21 protein-coding genes are annotated in these 19,932 nt (G+C 66.1%); 3 read left to right on the forward strand and 18 right to left on the reverse strand.

Going from position 1 to position 19,932, the window contains the following annotated elements; genetic code table 11:
* Nucleotides 1-93: 93 nt before the first annotated feature.
* The gene (locus BLR29_RS19960; protein WP_092139156.1) at nt 94-1,179 is read right to left on the reverse strand and encodes a CAP domain-containing protein; all 1,086 of its coding nucleotides are present in this window, start codon (nt 1,177-1,179) and stop codon (nt 94-96) included.
* Nucleotides 1,180-1,511: 332 nt separating this feature from the next.
* On the reverse strand, nt 1,512-2,453 hold the full coding sequence (locus BLR29_RS19965; protein WP_092139158.1) for a LysR family transcriptional regulator: 942 nt from the start codon (nt 2,451-2,453) through the stop codon (nt 1,512-1,514).
* A gap of 173 nt (nt 2,454-2,626) precedes the next feature.
* On the opposite strand from BLR29_RS19965, the gene BLR29_RS19970 reads away from it, so the two are divergent.
* Complete coding sequence (locus BLR29_RS19970; RefSeq protein ID WP_092138769.1) at nt 2,627-3,889, forward strand: acyl-CoA dehydrogenase family protein; 1,263 nt, start codon at nt 2,627-2,629, stop codon at nt 3,887-3,889.
* 329 nt (nt 3,890-4,218) lie between these two features.
* Entirely contained in the window at nt 4,219-4,911 is a 693-nt protein-coding gene (locus tag BLR29_RS19975; RefSeq protein ID WP_092138770.1) for a glutathione binding-like protein, read from the forward strand.
* Between the two features lie 66 nt (nt 4,912-4,977).
* On the opposite strand, the gene BLR29_RS19980 is transcribed toward BLR29_RS19975, so the two are convergent.
* On the reverse strand, nt 4,978-5,745 hold the full coding sequence (locus tag BLR29_RS19980; protein ID WP_176861003.1) for a hypothetical protein: 768 nt from the start codon (nt 5,743-5,745) through the stop codon (nt 4,978-4,980).
* 270 nt (nt 5,746-6,015) lie between these two features.
* On the opposite strand from BLR29_RS19980, the gene BLR29_RS19985 reads away from it, so the two are divergent.
* Nucleotides 6,016-6,393: a helix-turn-helix domain-containing protein gene (locus tag BLR29_RS19985; RefSeq protein ID WP_092138771.1), complete on the forward strand. Its 378-nt coding sequence runs from the start codon at nt 6,016-6,018 to the stop codon at nt 6,391-6,393.
* A gap of 185 nt (nt 6,394-6,578) precedes the next feature.
* Here the strand turns inward: BLR29_RS19985 and ureG are convergent, their stop codons facing one another.
* From ureG to cyoC, 15 genes are all read right to left on the reverse strand, one after another.
* The gene (gene ureG / locus BLR29_RS19990) at nt 6,579-7,208 is read right to left on the reverse strand and encodes an urease accessory protein UreG (RefSeq protein ID WP_092138773.1); all 630 of its coding nucleotides are present in this window, start codon (nt 7,206-7,208) and stop codon (nt 6,579-6,581) included.
* Nucleotides 7,209-7,222: 14 nt separating this feature from the next.
* Nucleotides 7,223-7,915 carry an urease accessory protein UreF gene (locus BLR29_RS19995; protein ID WP_092138774.1) on the reverse strand — a complete coding sequence of 231 codons (693 nt, stop codon included), beginning with the start codon at nt 7,913-7,915 and terminating at the stop codon, nt 7,223-7,225.
* A 12-nt stretch (nt 7,916-7,927) separates the two neighbouring features.
* On the reverse strand, nt 7,928-8,584 hold the full coding sequence (gene ureE / locus BLR29_RS20000) for an urease accessory protein UreE (RefSeq protein ID WP_092138776.1): 657 nt from the start codon (nt 8,582-8,584) through the stop codon (nt 7,928-7,930).
* Between the two features lie 3 nt (nt 8,585-8,587).
* Nucleotides 8,588-10,306: an urease subunit alpha gene (ureC, locus tag BLR29_RS20005; RefSeq protein WP_092138778.1), complete on the reverse strand. Its 1,719-nt coding sequence runs from the start codon at nt 10,304-10,306 to the stop codon at nt 8,588-8,590.
* Entirely contained in the window at nt 10,306-10,611 is a 306-nt protein-coding gene (locus BLR29_RS20010; protein ID WP_092138780.1) for an urease subunit beta, read from the reverse strand. Before BLR29_RS20010 ends, ureC begins: the two co-directional genes overlap by 1 nt.
* A gap of 17 nt (nt 10,612-10,628) precedes the next feature.
* Nucleotides 10,629-11,315: a HupE/UreJ family protein gene (locus BLR29_RS20015; RefSeq protein WP_092138782.1), complete on the reverse strand. Its 687-nt coding sequence runs from the start codon at nt 11,313-11,315 to the stop codon at nt 10,629-10,631.
* A gap of 34 nt (nt 11,316-11,349) precedes the next feature.
* Nucleotides 11,350-11,652 carry an urease subunit gamma gene (locus BLR29_RS20020; RefSeq protein ID WP_035868631.1) on the reverse strand — a complete coding sequence of 101 codons (303 nt, stop codon included), beginning with the start codon at nt 11,650-11,652 and terminating at the stop codon, nt 11,350-11,352.
* A 32-nt stretch (nt 11,653-11,684) separates the two neighbouring features.
* The gene (locus BLR29_RS20025) at nt 11,685-12,578 is read right to left on the reverse strand and encodes an urease accessory protein UreD (RefSeq protein WP_176861004.1); all 894 of its coding nucleotides are present in this window, start codon (nt 12,576-12,578) and stop codon (nt 11,685-11,687) included.
* 167 nt (nt 12,579-12,745) lie between these two features.
* Nucleotides 12,746-13,438: an urea ABC transporter ATP-binding subunit UrtE gene (gene urtE / locus BLR29_RS20030; RefSeq protein ID WP_092138785.1), complete on the reverse strand. Its 693-nt coding sequence runs from the start codon at nt 13,436-13,438 to the stop codon at nt 12,746-12,748.
* A 2-nt stretch (nt 13,439-13,440) separates the two neighbouring features.
* The gene (gene urtD / locus BLR29_RS20035) at nt 13,441-14,289 is read right to left on the reverse strand and encodes an urea ABC transporter ATP-binding protein UrtD (RefSeq protein ID WP_092138787.1); all 849 of its coding nucleotides are present in this window, start codon (nt 14,287-14,289) and stop codon (nt 13,441-13,443) included.
* On the reverse strand, nt 14,286-15,503 hold the full coding sequence (gene urtC, locus BLR29_RS20040; RefSeq protein ID WP_092138789.1) for an urea ABC transporter permease subunit UrtC: 1,218 nt from the start codon (nt 15,501-15,503) through the stop codon (nt 14,286-14,288). The genes urtD and urtC overlap by 4 nt, the downstream gene beginning before the upstream one ends.
* Before the next feature lies 1 nt (nt 15,504).
* A complete protein-coding gene (gene urtB / locus BLR29_RS20045; protein WP_092138791.1) occupies nt 15,505-17,151 on the reverse strand; it encodes an urea ABC transporter permease subunit UrtB in 1,647 nt (548 codons plus the stop codon).
* Nucleotides 17,152-17,310: 159 nt separating this feature from the next.
* Nucleotides 17,311-18,567 (reverse strand): urea ABC transporter substrate-binding protein, encoded by a 1,257-nt coding sequence (gene urtA, locus BLR29_RS20050; protein ID WP_092138793.1) that lies wholly within the window; start codon nt 18,565-18,567, stop codon nt 17,311-17,313.
* Nucleotides 18,568-18,931: 364 nt separating this feature from the next.
* Complete coding sequence (gene cyoD, locus BLR29_RS20055; protein WP_092138795.1) at nt 18,932-19,282, reverse strand: cytochrome o ubiquinol oxidase subunit IV; 351 nt, start codon at nt 19,280-19,282, stop codon at nt 18,932-18,934.
* Nucleotides 19,283-19,927, reverse strand: a complete 645-nt coding sequence (gene cyoC / locus BLR29_RS20060) for a cytochrome o ubiquinol oxidase subunit III (RefSeq protein WP_092139160.1) — start codon at nt 19,925-19,927, stop codon at nt 19,283-19,285.
* Between the last annotated feature and the right edge of the window lie 5 nt (nt 19,928-19,932).

The raw sequence follows: 19,932 nt of genomic DNA on the forward strand, positions 1-19,932 counted from the left end.
GCGCCGTTTGTCATGATCTGCTGCAGCGTTGCAGCAATTGAAGCGATTGAAGCAATTGAAGCGATAGCGCCGCGATTGCAGCGCCGAGGGCCCTTACAACGTGGTGAACGACCAATTCAGGTTCACGCCCTGGCCGTTCAGCGTGCCGCTCACGGTCACGCTGTAGCGCGTCTTGCTGGCCAGCGGCGCCGTCGGCGTGCAGATCGCCAGACCACGTGCAGCGCTGGACATGCCCGACGTACGCGCATCCACCTTCTCGCAGGCGATGTTGTTGCCTTGCGCATCGGTGATCGTGAACGTGTCCGCATTGAAGGCCAGCGACGTGTTGATGGCCTGCACCGTCACCGGGTAGCCCATCGTCTTGCCGGCATAGGCCGGTGCCGGATTCGGGCTTTCGTTGTTGACCCAGCTCGTCGGCACGTCCGGCTGCCCGCTGTACGGGTAAGCCACCATCTGGTTGTCCGCGCCGCCCTTGCTGGCGTCCGCGAGGTCGATGGTCTGGTAGTAGCTGGCCGTGGTGCCGCCGCTGCTGCCCGGGCCCACGCTCTCGGCAAACCCGCTGCCCGCCGAGCCGTAGCTGCCCAGCAGCGCGGCACGGTGGAACGGCGCATTCACGAGATCCACCACCAGTGCATCCTTCGGCGACATCGACAGATTGGCGCCCGCGACCGTGGTCCACTTGTTGGCACCCGCGACGACCTCGGCCGTGGCATTGGTCGGATACGCGGCCTGGATGCGGTCATTGGGCGTAGCGCCCGTGTAGCCAGGCTTGCCCGATTGCTCATCGTGCGTCAGCAACTGGTTGGCCAGCATATAGGCGGTGTGGCTCTGCGCGACCGTGCCGAGCGCATCGCGCGCGGTCAGCGGCGGCAGGCCCACCTGCTCACGGCGGAAATTGGCGTAGCAAAGGCCGGCGCTGCGCGCGTCGTCCAGCACGCGATAGCCGGTGACACCCGCGGCACGCGCGGGCAGCAGGCTGACGGCGCCCGTGACCGGTGCCGGCGCGCTGCCGGACACGGTGTAGCAGGCGCGCTCGGCACCGGCGGGAATCGGTGCGGTGGCCGAGTTGCTGGGGCTCGTGGGGCTCGCGGCCTGCGCCGATGCACTGGCGGCGGTGGATGCGCCGCCGGAATCGCCGCCGCCACCACAGGCGGCCAGCGCCAGCGCGGTGCAGGTCATCGCGGCCAGTGCGATCGGCCGGAACAGGTCGGTCGTGTTCTGCGAAGCTGAAATCGTGGAATTCGTGGGGATCGTGGAGATCGGGGCGTCAGTACGCGAGTATTTCCCTGGCATCGGAATGCGGCTCTGTTGTCGTGGATGGAGGGGATGCACCCGTAGACCCCGCCGGCGCATTGGCCAGGGGCGACGCACGCGCTGCTGCGCGTTTTGTGTGAAGCGTCGGGAGCAGATGGAACGGGACGATGTTAGGGAGCCCGCCACCCATCGTCCAGCCCGCTAACAATGGCTTACGTGTGACCCGCGCGCGCTGCACGGGCCGCCGGCAAACAGCGTCAGGCCGTGTCCGCCGTCACATCCGTCATGCCATTGCCGAGGGACGTCATCACGGCCATCAGCTGCTCGCGCAGCCAGCGGTTGGCGCCATCGTTCTCGCCGCCCGCGTGCCAGTACAGGTGCAGCTCCAGCGACGGCACCTTGAATGGCAACGACAGCAGGCGATTGGCATAGGGCTCGTTGGCGATGCGCGCGTAGCGCAGCGGCAGCGTGGCCAGCAGGTCCGTGCAGCTCACCACGCGGCAGGCCGCGGCGTAATGCTGGCAGCGCAGCCGCACGCGGCGCGTCAGACCCATGCGATGCAGCGCCTGGTCCTCCAGCCCCGCCCCGCGGCGGCGCGAGGACACATGCAGGTGCTCGGCCGCCAGGTAGCGTTCGAGCGTGAGTTCCTTCTTGACGAGCGGATGATCGCGCCGCGCCAGCACCACCATCGGGTCGGACATGAACGCCGCATGGTGGATGGCTGGCGAAACCGGCAGCAGGATGTCGATGGCGGCATCGAGCGTGCCGGCCAGCAACTCCGACTCCATCTCCCGCCGGTCAAAGCGGATCGCGGCGATTTCCACATGCGGCGCCATGGCCGTCACACGCGCCATCAGCGGCGGCAGCAGCGTGGATTCCAGCGCATCGCGCATGCCGATGGTGAAGCGCCGTGTGGTGGCGGTGGGGTCGAAGTGCGGCGTATCCTGCAGCGTGCGCGCGAACGATTGCAGCGCGCCGCGAACCTCGCTCGCCAGCGATCGGGCCAGCGGCGTGGGCGCCATGCCCTGGCCGCGCCGTTCGAACAGCGGATCGTCGAACAGCGTGCGCAACCGTCCGAGCGCATGGCTGACGGCGGGCTGCGTCAGGTTGAGCTGACGTGCCGCGGCGGTGATGCTGCCCTCGCTGTAGATGGCGTCAAACACCACGAAGAGGTTGAGGTCGATCCGGGATAGCTGCATGCCGGGCATTCTGGCACGGAATGCAGGACATTGATACTGACAAATCCAGAAAATTCATTTTTCTTATTACCTGGCTTCCGCTAGAGTAGCCACCAGTCGGCACGCCGTGCCCCGCCTTTTCCGCCGGATCCACGCGATGCCGGCGTCACCCAAGAGGGAACCGAGGAGACTCCATGCACTTCGAATACACGCCCAAGGTCAAGGAAATGCAGGCCAGGCTGCTGGCGTTCTTCGACCAGCACATCTATCCGAACGAGAAGCGCTTCTACGCGGAAATCCAGGCCAATCGCGAGGCTGGCAACCCGTGGATCCCGACCAAGGTCATCGAGGAACTGAAGCCGCTGGCGCGCGAAGCCGGCCTGTGGAACCTGTTCCTGCCGCGTTCGAAGCGTGCCCCCGAAGGCTTGTCGAACCTCGAGTACGCGCCGATGTGCGAGATCATGGGCCGGGTGCCCTGGTCGGCCGAGGTATTCAACTGCGCCGCGCCGGATACCGGCAACATGGAGACGCTGGAGCGCTATGCATCCGAGGCACTGAAGGACCAGTGGCTGGAGCCGCTGCTGCGCGGCGAGATCCGCTCCGCCTTCCTGATGACCGAGCCGGACGTGGCCTCGTCGGACGCCACCAACATCCGCTGCCGCATCGAGCGCGATGGCGATCATTACGTGATCAACGGCACCAAGTGGTGGTCGTCGGGCGCGGGCGATCCGCGCTGCAAGGTCTACATTGTGATGGGCAAGACCAATCCGGACGCGGGCCGCCATGAACAGCAATCGATGATCGTGGTGCCGGCCGACACGCCAGGCATCACCATCAAGCGCTTCCTGCCCGTGTTCGGCTACGACGACGCGCCGCACGGCCACATGGAAATCGAACTCAAGAACGTGCGCGTACCGGCCAGCAACCTGCTGCTGGGCGAAGGCCGCGGCTTCGAGATCGCGCAAGGCCGCCTGGGGCCGGGCCGCATCCACCACTGCATGCGCAGCATCGGCGTGGCGGAGCGGGCGCTGGAACTGATGTGCAAGCGCAGCCTGGAACGTGTGGCGTTCGGCAAGCAGATCGCCCGCCAGGGTGTGACGCAGGAACGCATCGCGGAAGCCCGTTGCGATATCGAGATGGCCCGCCTGCTGACGCTGAAGGCGGCCTACATGATGGATACCGTGGGCAACAAGGTGGCCAAGGCCGAGATCGCGATGATCAAGGTGGTGGCACCGAATGTGGCGCTGCGCGTGATCGACTGGGCGATCCAGGTACACGGCGCCGCTGGCGTTTCCGGCGACTTCCCGCTGGCCAACTGGTGGGCGCACCAGCGCACGCTGCGCCTGGCCGATGGTCCGGACGAGGTGCACCGCAATGCCGTCGCCAAGCTGGAGCTGGCCAAGCACATGAGCCTGAACCCGGAAAGCATCGAGATGCCGGTGACGCGCGGCTCGTGATGGTCAGCCCGTCCGATCCCGGTCGGATGTGGGCCCGACTACCGGGCCCGCGCCCGGGGTCTGACTCCGCCTGACCCGCCCGGCGGCAGGGGCTTTTATCCCTGCTGCCAACAAGGGAAACGACGAAAAAGCGGCGGGGAAACAAGCAAGGAACGCGCAGCCAGCCTGCGCGTTCTTCGCTTCTGCAGGCTTCTTTCTTCTGTGCTCTAATCGCTCGGTCTGCCGTGTCGCACATCGGTCGCGCATCGTCTTCCGATGCATCGATATATCGCCACGGCCACGATGTCACTTATTCCACCGTTTGATTGCAGCCAGGAGAGCGCTCTCTCATGATCGACGTCTATACCTGGGCCACCCCCAACGGCCACAAGGTTCACATCATGCTCGAGGAGTGCGGCCTCGAGTACAAGGTCCATCCGATCAACATCGGCGCTGGCGACCAGTTCGGCGAGGACTTCCTCAAGATCAGCCCCAACAACAAGATTCCGGCGATCGTCGACAGCGACGGCCCGGATGGCCAGCCGATCTCGCTGTTCGAATCCGGCGCGATCCTGCTGTATCTGGCCGGCAAGACCGGCAAGTTCCTGCCCGACGATGTGCGCGGCAAGTACGATGCCCTGCAATGGCTGATGTTCCAGATGGGCGGCGTGGGCCCGATGCTCGGTCAGGCCCACCACTTCCGCATCTACGCGCCGGAAAAGATCGAGTACGCCGTCAACCGCTACACCAACGAGGCGAAGCGCCTGTACGGCGTGATCGACAAGCAGTTGTCGAAGCATGCATGGCTGGCGGGTGACAGCTACAGCGTGGCCGATATCGCCACGTTCCCGTGGCTGCGCAGCTGGCAGAACCAGGGCGTGGAACTGGACGACTACCCGCACCTCAAGCGCTGGTTCAATGAAATCGCCGAGCGCCCCGCGGTAAAGCGGGGCGTCGAAGTCCTGGCCAAGGAACGCAAGCCGCTGCAGTCCGACAAGGAACGCGAGATCCTGTTCGGCGCCACGCAGTACCAGCGCCGCTGAACTGGCGCCGGGCGCGAGCCGGTGCGTGGCGCAGTGCGCGATTCAGTGCGCCACGCCATGCACGGCTCAGGCCGCGGCCTCCGTCAGCATCAGGGGCGCGCTGACATCGGCGCCGACGATGGACGCATCGGACGCATCGGACGCATCGGACACATCGGACACCGGCGCCATCGGCGGCTCGCCGCCAGGCACATGCAACCGTGTCGGCGTTTCCGCTTGCGCCACGGCCATGCGCGTACAGCAGAGCAGTCCCGCGCCGGGCATCAGGGCATCGATGCAAAAGTCGTCGTGGGAGTCCGGCGCGAAGGCCATGCCGGGTTGCAGGTAAGCGGTATGAACTTCGGCGCCCGGGCGCGATGGGCGCCACTGCAGGCACAGCGCGCCACGATGGCAGACCGCCCACATCAGCCCGCGCGCCTGCAGTTGTTGCGCCCAGTCCGGCTCACCCGGCGCGATCTCGACAAAGTCGACCACGCCAGCCGCCCCGTCGGCCCGGGGCACGGCGCGCACCAGGATGCTGTCCAGCACCGCCTGCATCTCGACGGGATGCGCCGGCGCCGGGGTGTGAACGTCGCCGCCGCCGAGCAGCGCCAGTTCGCGGTCGCCCGCCAGGATGCGCACGCCGCCGCGCAGGCAGGCCCACCATTCCGGGCGGCCGGTAACGAACGTCGGCTGCAAGTCGCCGGCACGCAGGAAAACGTAGTCGCAGGTATGACCCAGTCCGGCCGTTGCCGGAATGACACAAAGCTGGAAGCCGACGCGCAGATCCGGGGTGGACGGGTGTGGCGGCATTGCACCGCGCATCTGGGCATCGGAAAACGAGAAAATCTGCATGGCATTCCCCCAAAACAGAGCATGGGACGCAAATGGTCCCGGAATGCGCATTGGCGGCCCGGTGCGGTTTTCCGCCCGACCACGTATTGCGCGCTAGCCCCGTTTCGGTACGGCTATTCGCCGCCCGGTACATGCCATCGTGCCGCACCCTTGCGCGGGTGCATCCCTTAAGATGTGGATCTGGCACCGATAGAACGACGAACTATAAGTTGTCGTGACGCTCAGGTCAAACCCTTAGGCTCGAGCGACTTAAAATCCACTCAGCAGCATATGACAGGCGACCCACTCAAGCTGTTCGGGCGACATCTGACCTGGTTGCGCAAGCAGCGCGGCTGGTCGCAGGAAGCGCTGTCGCTGGAAAGCGGTCTGGCGAGATCGTACCTCAGCGGCATCGAACGCGGCACGCGAAATGTTGCGCTTTATAACATTTGTACGCTTGCTGACACGCTCGGCGTTGCTCCGCCGGAGATGCTGAACTTCTCGCAGCACGAATCCGCCACGACCGTCGAAGCGCCGCGTTCGCCGTTTCATTCCGAATCATCGCCCGCCGTGCAGGCAACCATGCGCTACATGGCGGAGCTGAGCGATTTCGAACAGGATGTGGTGGCGGGCGTCGCCCGCGCACTGGCAAAGAAAAACCCGCGTTGATCCCGCGGGTTTTTTGTTTGGGGCGCCCTTGCGGCGCCTTTGTCTTTTGCGTGTCGTCTTTTGCGTGTCGTCTTTTGCGCGTACGGATGCTTCCGACTCGCCTGAAGCGTCAGCCGATCCGCCAAAGATTCGCCAGAGCCGATCGGCCAGGGCAAGCCGGGCCGACTCAGACAACTCAAACCGACTCAGACGTTGAGCATCCCCTGGCGCTCGATGAAGGCGATCACCTGTTCCAGGCCCTGCCCCGATTTCACGCTACCCATCACGAACGGCCGCTCGCCACGCATCTTGCGGGCGTCGCTCTCCATGATTTCCAGCGATGCGCCCACGTAAGGCGCCAGGTCCGTCTTGTTGATGACCAGCAGGTCGGATTTGGTGATACCCGGGCCGCCCTTGCGCGGAATCTTCTCCCCGCCGGCCACATCGATCACGTAGATGGTCAGGTCGGACAATTCCGGGCTGAACGTGGCGGCGAGATTGTCGCCGCCCGATTCGATGAACACCACGTCGGCATCCGGAAACTTCGCCAGCATGCGGTCCACGGCTTCGAGGTTGATCGATGCATCCTCGCGGATCGCCGTGTGCGGGCAGCCGCCAGTTTCCACACCCATGATGCGCTCCGCGGGCAGTGCGCCCGAGATCGTCAGCAGGCGCTGGTCTTCCTTGGTGTAGATGTCGTTGGTGATGGCGACGAGGTCGTAGCGGTCGCGCATCGCCTTGCACAGCATCTCCAGCAGCGTGGTCTTGCCGGAGCCTACGGGGCCACCGACGCCAACGCGCAGCGGGGGATTCTTCTTGGTACGGGCCTGGGTCATGATCGGATTCGGATTCAGGATCGGAACAACCGGGAGTACTGTGTCTCGTGCCGTGCGGACAGCAGCCCCAGCATCGGGGAAAACGTGGAAATCTGCGGCGGCTGCGCGTCGGCGCGGCGCGCGGCTTCGTCGACGGCATCGAGCACGGCCCGATGCAGCCCGCGCAGGATATGCTGGCCGGCCACCTGGCCGAGCGGCACGGCCTTGATGGCCGCCGCGACCTGGTTCTCCGCCCAGTTGAAGGCATAGGCCGCCAGTCCGTCGCGCGCATCGATGTCCAGCGCCACGCACGCGGCGGCAAACGCCGTCGGCAGGCAGACAGGCGACAGGCTTGCCAGCGCGGCGCGTTGCGCGTCATCGCCCCACGCCATCTGGCCCACCAGCTTTGCGAGCGACCAGCCCATCTGCTCGGTCTCCAGCCGCATCTCGGCCGTCTCGCGCGTGGCGTGGAACCAGTCATTCCATCGGCGCACGCTGGCCATGTCGTTCGATTTCCACGCACGATGGAGCAGCAGCCAGACCGGCGCTTCGCACTGGGACTGCACGTGGATCAGGTTGTCGCGGATCCAGCGCTCGGCGCTGGTGGCATCGCTGACCAGCCCGCAATCGATTGCCGCTTCCAGCCCCTGCGAATAGCTGAACCCGCCAATCGGCAATGCCGGCGAGGCAAGGTGCAGCAGCGAGATGAGTTGGGGCAACCCGGTCATGCGATCACGCCATCAGTGCTTGTGACCACAGTGCTCGTCATGCACGTGATCGTGGCCATGGTCGTGGTCATGCTCGTGGTCGTGGTCATAACCATGGGAATGCGAGTGGCCGCGCGCATGGGAATGCCCGTGCGCGTGCGCGTGCGACTCCCCGTGATGCTCGTGAAACACTGCCTGCGCGGCCGCGTAGTCCTCGGCGAACGTCGCATCGTGGCCATGCTTGTGACCGCCACCATAGGCCCCCGCCTCCGGCTCGAAGGGCAGCTCGGCGCGCTCGGCATTCACGCCCAGCCGGGCCAGCATGTCCGCCAGCACCGCGTCGTATTCCAGCCGCAGGTAGTCGCGCCCCACTTCCACCGGGGTATGCCGATTGCCCAGATGATAGGCGGCGCGCATCAGGGCCAGTCCATCCGCCGCCGTGACCTGCAACACCGATTCCGCGGCCGCCTGGACCTCGACGAAGGCGCCATCTTCCGCCACTAGCAGATCGCCGCCGCGCAGCACGGTGCCGCGCGGCAGGAACAGCGCCGCCTCGGTGCCGTTGTCCAGTACCGCACGCAGGCGGCTCTTGCTGCGGTCGCCAAATGGCAGGACGAGCTTGGGCGCGCGGCGCACCAGGACCGGTGCAATGCCGTGCGGCGCGGGGAGGTGTTTGTCGATCTTGATCACGGGTCAGAACAGGAAGTAACGCTGCGCCATCGGCAGCACGGTGGCCGGTTCGCACATCAGCAACTGGCCGTCGGCCACCACCTGGTAGGTCTCCGGATCCACCGTGACGTGCGGTTGCCAGTCATTGTGCACCATGTCCCGCTTGCTGACGGTCCGCGTGCCGCGCACCGCCGAGAGCGTCTTGGCCAGCCCATACCGGTCACCCACGCCCGCCGCCAGTGCTGCCTGCGAGACAAACGTCAGCGACGACCGCGGCAGCGCGCCGCCGGCCGACGCGAACATCGGGCGATAGTGCACCGGTTGCGGCGTCGGGATCGATGCGTTCGGATCGCCCATTGCCGCCGCGGCGATCATGCCGCCCTTCAGGATCAGGCTGGGCTTCACGCCGAAGAAGGCCGGCTTCCACAGCACCAGGTCCGCCCACTTGCCCACTTCGATCGATCCCACCTCGTGCGCGATGCCATGCGTCAGCGCCGGATTGATCGTGTATTTGGCGATATAGCGTTTCACGCGGAAGTTGTCGTGCCCGCCGCGCGCATCGTGCGGATCGCCGGGTAGCTTGCCGCGTTGCGCCGCCATCTTGTGCGCCGTCTGCCACGTGCGGATGATGACTTCGCCCACGCGGCCCATGGCCTGCGAATCGCTCGAGATCATCGAGAACGCGCCCAGGTCATGCAGGATGTCCTCGGCGGCGATGGTCTCGCGACGAATGCGCGATTCCGCAAACGCGATGTCTTCCGCGATCGCCGGGTCCAGGTGATGGCAGACCATCAGCATGTCCAGGTGCTCGTCCAGCGTGTTCACCGTGTACGGGCGCGTGGGATTGGTCGACGATGGCAGCACGTTGGCTTCGCCACAAACCTTGATGATGTCCGGCGCGTGGCCGCCGCCCGCCCCTTCCGTGTGATAGGTATGGATCGTGCGGCCCTTGAACGCGGCAATCGTCGCTTCGACGAAGCCGCCCTCGTTAAGGGTGTCGGTGTGGATCGCCACCTGCGTATCGGTGGCATCGGCCACGGAGAGGCAGGTATCGATGGCCTGCGGCGTCGTGCCCCAATCCTCGTGCAGCTTCAGCCCGATCGCGCCGGCCTCCACCTGCTCCGTCAGCGGGCCGGCCTGGCTGGCGTTGCCCTTGCCCAGGAAGCCGATATTCATCGGATAGGCGTCGGCCGCCTGCAGCATGCGCTCCATGTACCACGGCCCCGGCGTCACGGTCGTGGCAAAGGTGCCGGTGGCCGGGCCCGTGCCACCGCCGATCATCGTGGTCACGCCACTCATCAGCGCCTCTTCGATCTGTTGCGGGCAGATGAAGTGGATGTGGCTGTCGATGCCGCCCGCCGTGACGATCATGCCTTCGCCGGCGATCACCTCGGTGCCCGGCCCCACGACGATCGTCACGCCAGGCTGGATGTCCGGATTGCCGGCCTTGCCGATCGACGCGATGCGCCCCGCCTTGAGCCCGATGTCGGCCTTGACGATGCCCCAGTGGTCGACGATCAGCGCGTTGGTGATGACCGTGTCGACGCAGTCCTTCGCCATGCGCTGGCTCTGGCCCATGCCGTCGCGGATCACCTTGCCGCCGCCGAACTTGACCTCCTCGCCATAGATCGTGAAGTCCCGCTCGACTTCGATCACGAGGCCCGTGTCGGCCAGCCGCACGCGGTCACCGGTGGTCGGGCCGAACATCTCGGCATAAGCCTGCCTGGAGATTTTCACGCTCATCACAGCGCTCCCATGATCTTGCCGTTGAAGCCGTAGACGATGCGGTCGCCATCCAGCGCCACCAGTTGCACCGTGCGCGACTGGCCAGGTTCGAATCGCACGGCGGTGCCGGCGGCGATGTCGAGCCGGAAGCCGCGCGCCGCCTCGCGATCGAAGTCGAGCGCGGCGTTGGTCTCGTAGAAGTGGAAATGCGAACCCACCTGCACCGGACGGTCGCCCGTGTTGGCCACCGTCACGCTGACCGTGGGGCGCCCCGCGTTCAGTTCGATTTCGCCGTCCAGCGGCATCAGTTCACCGGGAATCATCACCATGCTCCTTGCGATCAGGCGACCATCAGGCCCACGCCATACAGCGCCACGCCCGCTCCGGCCACGCGGGCCACCCAGCCGGCATGGCGACGCAGGAACATGCCCGCGCCGATGCCCAGCCCATGCAGCGTCATCGTCGCCACGGCAAACCCGCCCACATAGGCCAGCACCGCCGGCATGGCGGCCGCCGTCGCCGGCAACTCGGCGCCGTGCGCATAGCCGTGGAACAGCGCAAAGCCGCCGACGATGGCCATGCCGGCCACGGCCGACAGGCGCGCACGGGCCGCCACCAGCAGGCCGATCACCAGCAGCGACACGGCGATCATCGGCTCCACGGCCGGCAGCGCCACCCCGGCAAGGCCGAGCGCGGCGCCAACGAGCATCATCGCCACGAAGGCCAGCGGCAGGCGCAGCAGATCGGCCTTCGACGGCGCTCCGTGCCCGAACGTATCGCGCGACGACGTGGCCATCGCGCTCCACACACCCACGGCAGCCATCGCCAGCAGGTGGTCGGTGCCGGTGAACGGATGCAGCAGGCCGGCCCACAGGCTGGCGCCGACGGTCGCGGCATCGTGACCGGGGTGGGCAAAGGCCGAAGCGGTGGCCAGCGACAGGCTGGCGCCCGCGGCCAGGCGCGCGCGCCAGGATCGGAGGAAGCGGCTGGCTCGATTGGCTCGGTTGGCTCGATTGGATCGGGACATTGGGGCCCTCTTGGTGTTGTTGGCGGTTGAGATATCAGACGATCGGGTGATGGACGGTGACAAGCTTGGTGCCGTCCGGGAAGGTGGCTTCCACCTGGATCTCGGGGATCAGCTCGGCCACGCCTTCCATGACGTCCTCGCGCGTCAGCACCGTGGTGCCTTCGTGCATCAGTTCGGCCACGGTGCGGCCATCGCGCGCGCCCTCCATGATGGCGGCGGTAATCAGCGCGACGGCTTCCGGATAGTTGAGCTTGAGCCCGCGTGCGCGGCGGCGTTCGGCCAGCAGTGCGGCGGTGAAGATCAGCAGCTTGTCTTTCTCGCGCGGCGTCAGTTCCATCGTTGGCTTCCTTGTTGTCTTTCGTATCGTTGTCAGGTCGACCACAGTCGCAGCGGCCGCGCCGGCACGCCGTGGATGGGCTCGCGCAGGGCGGTCCAGCTATCGACCATCACTTGCCGCACCGCTTCCATCTGGCGGCCCAGCACGCGCAGCAGCAGCATCGACTGGCCCGGCGGTTGATCATGCGAAGTGCCACGCGCAGCCAGACAGGTCACGCCGGCGCGCAGGTCGGCAGCGTAGGGCAGGCGTTCGGCGAGCGATTCGGCCAGCGCCGGCGTGGCGCCCTGCCCCACGGCCCAGAGCGTGCCGAGGATATGCAGCCCATCCATGCCGGACACCGCGGTACGCAGCGGCGAGGCGGCATCGAAATGCGATTGCTCGATCCACAATGCGCGATCGCCATCGGCGATGCGCGTATCGAGCCACAGCGCGCCGCTGGCCCATCGCTCGCCCGATGCCTGCCGGCCCAGCACGACGGCATCCCAGCCGATCGCACTGCCGCCCGGCGCCACCACCACATCCGTGGCGATACGCGCACGCGCATCGTCGAACACGATGTTCTCCTGCGGCAGCCAGTCCAGCTTCGCGCCCTCGGCCACATCGATCCGCACCTGCTGCGCGGCTTCGCGGCCCAGCGACTTGTACCACTTGGTGGCCCCCGGCGTGGCCAGTACCGCATGCGCGCCGGATGCCACCGCGATGTCGATATCGAGCACGTCGCCACCCGCCACGCCGGCAGGCGGATGCAGCACCACCACGTGGCAGATATCGCCTTCCGGGTACAGCGGCTTCTGCACCAGCAGCGGGCCCTGATGGCGGCGCTCCACCATGGCGGTGCGCCCGGCACGCGCGGCAAAGCGCAGGCGCAGGCTGGCGTGCCATGCGGCGGGCATGGCGAGCGATGATGGGAAATCCGGATGACGCATGGGTGGTGGCAAGCCGCGGGGGCGAGTGGGGCAAAAAAGCGGGCAAAGGCGAGCAAGAGCCGGCAAGAGCGGGCGCGCCGCGGCAGGCCCGATGTCGGCAATCGATGCAGCCATCATAGCGCGCGACCGCCGGCACCGAAAGGTGATCTGGCGGTCGCTAGGCGCCGTCAGACCGCGATCAGTTCCCGCACGCCGTCCTGCTCCATGCTCGCGCCCTCGCCCCGGGCCACCACCTCGCCACGGCTCATGACGACATAGTGATCGGCCAGATGCCGCGCGAATTCGTAGTACTGCTCCACCAGCAGCACCGTCATGCCGAATTCGTCGACCAGCAGCCGCAGCGCACGGCCGATGTCCTGGATGATCGACGGCTGGATGCCTTCCGTCGGCTCGTCCAGGATCAGCAGTTGCGGCTCGCTCATCAGCGCGCGGCCGATAGCCAGCTGTTGCTGCTGGCCGCCCGACAGGTCGCCGCCACGGCGCTGGCGCATCGTGCGCAATACGGGAAACAGCTGGTAGATCCGGTCCGGCACGCCGTTGGGCCGCGCGCGGCTGGCGGCGCCGATCAGCAGGTTTTCCTCGACGGTCAGGCGCGGGAAGATCTCGCGCCCCTGCGGCACGTAGGCGAGGCCCGCCGATACGCGCTCGTAGGGCGCCTTCTTCTCCAGCGCGCGGCCGTCCCAGCTGACGCTGCCGCTACGCGTGGGCACCACGCCCATCAGGCATTTGAGCAGCGTGCTCTTGCCCACGCCGTTGCGCCCCAGCAGCGTGGTGAGCTTGCCGTGCGGCACCTCGAAGGAGACGTCGCGCAGGATGTGACTGCCGCCGTAGAACTGGTTCAGTGCTTTGACCTGCAGCATCGTTATCTTCCCAGATAGGATTCGATCACGCGCTCATCGCGCTTGACGGCATCGAGCGTGCCCTCGGCCAGCACACTGCCTTCGGCCAGCACCGTCACCTTGCCTGCATCGCCGGCCAGGGCCGCCACGAATTCCATGTCGTGCTCCACCACCATCATCGAGCAACTGCCGCGCAGGCTGTTCAGCAGGCCGGCCAGCTGCATCGTCTCTTCGTCGGTCATCCCCGCCACCGGCTCATCCAGCAGCAACAGCTGCGGCTGCTGCATCAGCAGCATGCCGATCTCGAGTCGTTGCTTCTGGCCGTGCGACAACAGCCCCGCCGGACGATAGGCCTCGTCCTCGAGCCCCGTCAGCGCCAGCGTTTCCTCGATGCGGCGATGGCCCTCGCCCGTCAGCCGCGCGCGCAGCGACGACCACCAGCGCTTGTCGGTCTTCATCGCCAGCTCCAGGTTTTCCCAGACCGCATGTTGTTCAAAGACGGTGGGCTTCTGGAACTTGCGGCCGATGCCGGTTTGCGCGATGCGGGGTTCCGTCATGCGCATCAGGTCGATGGTCTGCCCCAGGAACACGCGCCCACTGACGTTGGCATTGCGCGGCCCGGTCTTGCCCGTGATGACGTCCATCATCGTGGTCTTGCCGGCACCGTTGGGGCCGATCACGCAGCGCAGCTCGCCATGATCGATCGACAGTGTCAGCTTGTTCAGCGCGCGAAAGCCGTCGAACTGCACGGTCAGGTCTTCCAGGTAGAGGATCGGTCCGTGCGAGACGTCGATCACGCCGGGCTCGACGAATCGGCCCAGGCCCGTGGCATTGCCGCTTTCTGCCTGTTGTGCACCCAGTGCGGCGTTCATGCTTCGCTCCCTTGATGCGGCGCCACGGCGGGCGGCGCCACCGGCTCGGCCGAGGCCGCCTGGATTTTCTCCGCCGCCGTGCGGTTGCCGCGCAGGCGACGCCACAGACCCACCACGCCATCTGGCAGGTACAGCGTGACCAGCACGAACATCGCGCCCAGCAGGAACAGCCAGTATTCGGCAAAGTACGCGGTGAACATCGTCTTGGCGCCGTTGACCAGGAAAGCCCCGACGATCGGTCCGATCAGCGTGCCGCGGCCACCCACGGCCACCCACACCGCCATTTCAATCGAGTTGGCCGGCGACATCTCGCCCGGGTTGATGATGCCGACCTGCGGCACATAGAGCGCGCCGGCAATGCCGCACAGCACAGCCGAGAACGTCCACACGAACAGCTTGTAGCCAAGCGGGTTGTATCCGGAGAACATCACGCGCATCTCCGCGTCGCGCACGGCGGTCACCACTCGGCCAAGCTTGGACGTCACGATGTACCGGCACGCAATGAAGCCGGCCAGCAGCGCGATGAACGTCAGCACGAACAGCGCCGCGCGCGTCTGCGGCGCGGCAATCGCAAAGCCGGCGATGCGCTTGAAATCCGTGAAACCATTGTTGCCACCGAAGCCGGTTTCATTGCGGAAGAACAGCAGCATCGCGGCGTAGGTCATGGCCTGCGTGATGATCGACAGGTAGACGCCCTTGATGCGCGAGCGGAACGCAAAGAAGCCGAACAACCACGCCAGCACGCCCGGCACCAGCACGATCAGCAGCATCGCGTACGGCAGGTGCTCGGTGCCGTGCCAGAACCACGGCAGTTCCTTCCAGTCGAGGAACACCATGAAGTCGGGCAGATCGCTCTTGTATACGCCCTCGCGGCCGATCGACCGCATCAGGTACATGCCCATCGCATAGCCGCCCAGCGCGAAGAACAGGCCGTGACCGAGGCTCAGGATGCCGCAATAGCCCCAGACCAGGTCCAGCGCGATGGCCGCCAGCGCAAAGCACATGATCTTGCCAACCAGCGTCAGCGCGTACGCCGACAAATGCAGCGGATGGCCTTCGGGAATCCACAGCGCGCAGACCGGCACGCCGATGGCGATGACCACCGTCAGTACCACCAGCGCCAGCCATGTGCGGCGCGAGAACAGCGGCTGGCGCTCCGGCACCGACAGCCTGAACGGTGCGCCCTTGGCCGATTTCGATTGAAAGCTGCTCATCTCATGCCTCCGCGCTGCGCCCTTTGAGCGCGAAAAGTCCCTGCGGGCGCTTCTGGATGAAGAGCACGATCAGCACCAGCACAAAGATCTTGGCGAGCACCGCGCCGTAGAACGGCTCGATGAACTTGTTGATGATGCCGAGGCCGAACGCGCCGACGATGGTGCCCGCCAGCTGGCCCACGCCGCCCAGCACCACCACCATGAACGAGTCGATGATGTACGCCTGGCCGAGGTCCGGGCCCACATTGCCGATCTGCGACAGCGCGCAGCCGCCCAGCCCCGCAATGCCCGCGCCGAACGCGAAGGCGTAGCTGTCCACCTTCCACGTGCGCACGCCCACGCAGGCCGCCATGGTGCGGTTTTGCGTGGTGGCGCGCACGAACAGGCCCAGGCGCGTACGGTTGAGCACGGCCCACGCCACGGCCACCACGGCCAGCGCGAACAGGATGATGACAATGCGGTTGTACGGGATCACCAGCCCGGCCATCGCCGCCACGCCGCCGCTCATCCACGCCGGATTGGCCACTTCGACATTCTGTGCGCCGAAGATCGTGCGCACCGCCTGCATCAGCAGCAGGCTGATACCGAACGTCGCCAGCAACGTTTCCAGCGGACGCCCGTACAGGTGCCGCAGGACGATGCGTTCCAGCGCGAAGCCGACGATGCCGGCCGCCAGGAACGAGGCCGGTAGCGCAGCCAGCAGGTACCAGTCGAATGCGTTGGGCGCGTAGGCGCGGAACAGCGTCTGCACCACATACGTGGCATAGGCGCCGATCATCAGGAATTCGCCGTGCGCCATGTTGATGACGCCGATCAGGCCATAGGTGATGGCGAGACCCAGTGCGGCCAGCAGCAGCACGCTGCCCAGGCTCAGCCCGGCGAACAGGTTGCCCAGCAGCTCGGCGCGGCGCTGGTCGCCCCGCATCGCGTCAATGGCTTGCTGTGCGGCGGCGCGGACCTCCGCATCGGCCTCCCGGAACTTGCCCGCTTCATCGCGCTCCAGCAGCGGCATCAGCTTCTGGCGGCTCTGCGGATTGCTGTCGTGGCCGAGGATGTGGATGGCTTCGAGCCGCGCGTCGTGCGTGGCCTCGGTGCCCTGCGCCAGCACCGTGTTGGCCCAGATCACGTCGAGCCGCGCGCGCAGGCCGGCGTCGGCCTCCGCCTTGCGCGCGGCTTCCACGGCATCGCGCGAGGCATTTTCGGGTTGCTCGAACAGCGTGCCGATGGCCTGGGTACGCACGGCGATGTCCGGCGACTGCAGCTGCAGGCTGCTCGCGGCGCTGTCGACGATGGCCCGCAGGCTGTTGTTCAGGGTCAGCGACTCGAGCTCGTCCGCCTTGACGGTCACGGGCTTGCCAGTGATCGCGTCGACGGTCTTGTCGCCTTCCTGGCGCACCATGCCCACGGACGGCGCGTATTGCAGCGCGTCGTCCTGCAGCGCCTTCAGGATCGGGCCGGATTGCTCCGCGGGCGCCTGGGTGAGCGCGGTCAGCGCGGCGGTCTTGGCGTCGAAATCGTCTTCCGCCAATGGCTTGAGATCGGCCTGCGTGAGCGACGTGGCGGCCCACAGCGGCGCGGCCGCCAGCAGCAATGCGGCCAGCATGGCACGCAGCCATGGCACGGCGGACAACGGTAAGGATCGGTACATAGGGCTGGCAGGAGTCGATGGCGCGATGGGTCGCGTCTTGTTGGCTTCGGCAAGTGGGCTGCCGATCGTCCGCGCCCCTCCCCCGCACGCGGGAGAGAGGCCGGTGAATGAAGCAAGGGCCGGCTTTGCCAGCCCCCGGCGCCCGGTGGGCGCCCCGTCTTACATCACCTTGTCGGGCTTGCCCTCGTTGCCCGCGATGAACGGGCTCCACGGCTGGGCACGCACGGGCTTCGGCGTCTTCCACACCACCGAGAACTGGCCGTCGGCCTTCACTTCGCCGATCATCACCGGCTTGTAGAGGTGATGGTTCTCGCCCATCGTCAGGGTGAAGCCGTCCGGCGACTTGAAGGTCTGACCGTACATCGCGGCGCGAACCTTGTCGGTATCCGTCGTACCTGCCTTCTTCACGGCTTGTGCCCACATGTGGATGCCGACGTAGGTGGCTTCCATCGGATCGTTCGTCACGCGCTTGTCGCCGCCGGGCAGGTTGTTGGCCTTGACCCATGCCGCCCATTGCTTCTTGAACGCGTCGTTCTCCGGGCTCTTCACCGACATGAAGTAGTTCCAGGCGGCCAGGTGGCCCACCAGCGGCTTGGTGTCGATGCCGCGCAGTTCTTCCTCACCCACGGAGAACGCCACCACCGGCACGTCCTTGGCCTTCAGGCCGGCGTTGCCCAGTTCCTTGTAGAACGGCACGTTGGAGTCGCCGTTGATCGTCGAGATCACAGCCGTCTTGCCGCCCTGCGAGAACTTCTTGATGTTCGCGACGATGGTCTGGTAGTCGCTGTGGCCAAACGGGGTGTAGACCTCTTCGATGTCCTTGTCGGCCACGCCCTTGCTCTTCAGGAACGCGCGCAGGATCTTGTTGGTGGTGCGCGGATAGACGTAGTCCGTGCCCAGGAGGTAGAAGCGCTTGGCGCCGCCGCCTTCCTTGCTCATCAGGTATTCCACGGCCGGAATGGCCTGCTGGTTCGGCGCCGCACCGGTGTAGAAGACGTTCTTGGACATTTCCTCGCCTTCATACTGCACCGGGTAGAACAGCAGCGAGTTCAGTTCCTCGTAGACCGGCAGCACCGACTTGCGCGACACGGACGTCCAGCAACCGAACGTGACGGCCACCTTGTCCTGCGTGACCAGTTGGCGGGCCTTCTCGGCGAACAGCGGCCAGTTGGAAGCGGGGTCCACGACAACGGGCACGAGCTTGCGGCCCAGGACGCCACCGCTCTTGTTGATCTCGTCGATCGTCATCAGCGCCACGTCCTTGAGCGAGGTCTCGGAGATGGCCATCGTGCCGGACAGCGAATGCAGGATGCCGATCTTGATCGGTTCCTTGGACTGCGCCATCGCCAGCGGGCTGGTACCGATCATCGCCGCGGCGGCTACCGCCGACAGCTTCAGCATGTCACGTCGTTTCATTGCAGCTCCCAGTTTGTCGTGTGTGATTAGGGACTACGCACCCCGGGTGATGCTTCTGCAACTAGCGTGCCATGGGCATGCCTTGGCTGCCGGCACTCGCGCGCAAGGCGCAGGGCGGCTGGCAAGTGACAAATCGGAATGGGAGAGACGCGCGCGCACCATGGTGGTGCCGGCACTTGCCGGGCAGCCACGCACCGGCATCGTGCATCGGCGCAAATGAGTGCAGGCCGGCGGAGGCGGCGCGCCGGGACGGCCGTCCGGAGGGCGCCAGGCCGGCGCCCGGTGCCGCGCTGCAGTGCATCACGCACCGCGGACAATAAAAACCGGGACCCGAGGGTCCCGTTCTTCCGATGTCAGGAGACGCTTACTTCGTCATCACCGGCATCATGTTGGCGTTCATGTTGTGCATGATCCAGAGCGAACCGGCCAGCACGATGAACAGGATCAGCAGGGTGAACAGGAACGCCATGACGTTCGAGCGCTGCCCCTTCGATCCATCCATATGCAGGAAGTACTTCAGATGCACGACGATCTGCACCACGGCCATGCCGAGGATGATCCAGAGCATCGTGCCGCGGTCCATGGTGCCGTCCATCACGATCTTGAACGGGATCACGGTCAGGATCACGGCCAGGATGAAGCCGATCACATAGGACTTGACGCTGCTGTGGCCGTGCGACTCGCCGTGAGCGGCCGTTGCGTGTTGCTGTGCCATTTACATTGCCCCCATCAGGTAGACCACGGTGAACACGCCGATCCAGACCACGTCCAGGAAGTGCCAGAACAGGCTGAGGCAGTTCAGGCGCTTGGCCATGACCGGGGTCATGCCCTTCTTGTTCAGCTGCCACATCAGGACCAGCATCCACACCATGCCGCTCGCCACGTGCAGGCCGTGAGTGCCGACCAGCGTGAAGAACGACGACAGGAACGCGCTGCGGCTCGGGCCGGCGCCTTCGTGGATCAGGTGGGCGAACTCGTTCAGTTCCATCCCCATGAACGCGGCGCCCAGCAGGAACGTCACGGTGAGCCAGAACAGCACGCGACCCTTCTGCCGGTTCTGCAGCGAGATCATCGCGAAACCGTACGTGATGGACGAGAACAGCAGGATGAACGTCTCGACCAGCACGTAGTTGAGCTCGAACAGCTCCTTGCCCGACGGGCCGCCCGCCACTTCGCCGCGCAGGACGGCGTAGGCGGCGAACAGGCACGCGAACAAGATGCAGTCGCTCATCAGGTACAGCCAGAAACCAAAAATGGTGTTCTCGCTGGTGTCGTGATGCGCGTGGTCGTGCGCCTCGTCATGCGAGTGCGCGTGCGCGGGGGCTTGCGCCCCAAAACGATCAAGGACTTCAGTCGACATGGTCA

The sequence above is a fragment of the Cupriavidus sp. YR651 genome (genome assembly GCF_900101625.1).
Taxonomy (GTDB): domain Bacteria; phylum Pseudomonadota; class Gammaproteobacteria; order Burkholderiales; family Burkholderiaceae; genus Cupriavidus.

Coding starts and splice junctions, on each gene's coding strand:
- BLR29_RS19980 (WP_176861003.1), bottom strand. CDS start 5,745: ATGCAGATTTTCTCGTTTTCCGATGCCCAGATGCGCGGTGCAATGCCG.
- ureC (WP_092138778.1), bottom strand. CDS start 10,306: ATGAGCGTGAAAATCTCCAGGCAGGCTTATGCCGAGATGTTCGGCCCG.
- BLR29_RS20020 (WP_035868631.1), bottom strand. CDS start 11,652: ATGGAACTGACGCCGCGCGAGAAAGACAAGCTGCTGATCTTCACCGCC.
- BLR29_RS19975 (WP_092138770.1), top strand. CDS start 4,219: ATGATCGACGTCTATACCTGGGCCACCCCCAACGGCCACAAGGTTCAC.
- urtE (WP_092138785.1), bottom strand. CDS start 13,438: ATGCTGCAGGTCAAAGCACTGAACCAGTTCTACGGCGGCAGTCACATC.
- urtA (WP_092138793.1), bottom strand. CDS start 18,567: ATGAAACGACGTGACATGCTGAAGCTGTCGGCGGTAGCCGCCGCGGCG.
- BLR29_RS19965 (WP_092139158.1), bottom strand. CDS start 2,453: ATGCAGCTATCCCGGATCGACCTCAACCTCTTCGTGGTGTTTGACGCC.
- urtC (WP_092138789.1), bottom strand. CDS start 15,503: ATGAGCAGCTTTCAATCGAAATCGGCCAAGGGCGCACCGTTCAGGCTG.
- BLR29_RS20010 (WP_092138780.1), bottom strand. CDS start 10,611: ATGATTCCCGGTGAACTGATGCCGCTGGACGGCGAAATCGAACTGAAC.
- cyoD (WP_092138795.1), bottom strand. CDS start 19,282: ATGGCACAGCAACACGCAACGGCCGCTCACGGCGAGTCGCACGGCCAC.
- BLR29_RS20025 (WP_176861004.1), bottom strand. CDS start 12,578: ATGCGTCATCCGGATTTCCCATCATCGCTCGCCATGCCCGCCGCATGG.
- urtD (WP_092138787.1), bottom strand. CDS start 14,289: ATGAACGCCGCACTGGGTGCACAACAGGCAGAAAGCGGCAATGCCACG.
- urtB (WP_092138791.1), bottom strand. CDS start 17,151: ATGTACCGATCCTTACCGTTGTCCGCCGTGCCATGGCTGCGTGCCATG.
- BLR29_RS19960 (WP_092139156.1), bottom strand. CDS start 1,179: ATGACCTGCACCGCGCTGGCGCTGGCCGCCTGTGGTGGCGGCGGCGAT.
- BLR29_RS19970 (WP_092138769.1), top strand. CDS start 2,627: ATGCACTTCGAATACACGCCCAAGGTCAAGGAAATGCAGGCCAGGCTG.
- BLR29_RS20015 (WP_092138782.1), bottom strand. CDS start 11,315: ATGTCCCGATCCAATCGAGCCAACCGAGCCAATCGAGCCAGCCGCTTC.
- ureG (WP_092138773.1), bottom strand. CDS start 7,208: ATGACCCAGGCCCGTACCAAGAAGAATCCCCCGCTGCGCGTTGGCGTC.
- BLR29_RS19985 (WP_092138771.1), top strand. CDS start 6,016: ATGACAGGCGACCCACTCAAGCTGTTCGGGCGACATCTGACCTGGTTG.
- BLR29_RS19995 (WP_092138774.1), bottom strand. CDS start 7,915: ATGACCGGGTTGCCCCAACTCATCTCGCTGCTGCACCTTGCCTCGCCG.
- cyoC (WP_092139160.1), bottom strand. CDS start 19,927: ATGTCGACTGAAGTCCTTGATCGTTTTGGGGCGCAAGCCCCCGCGCAC.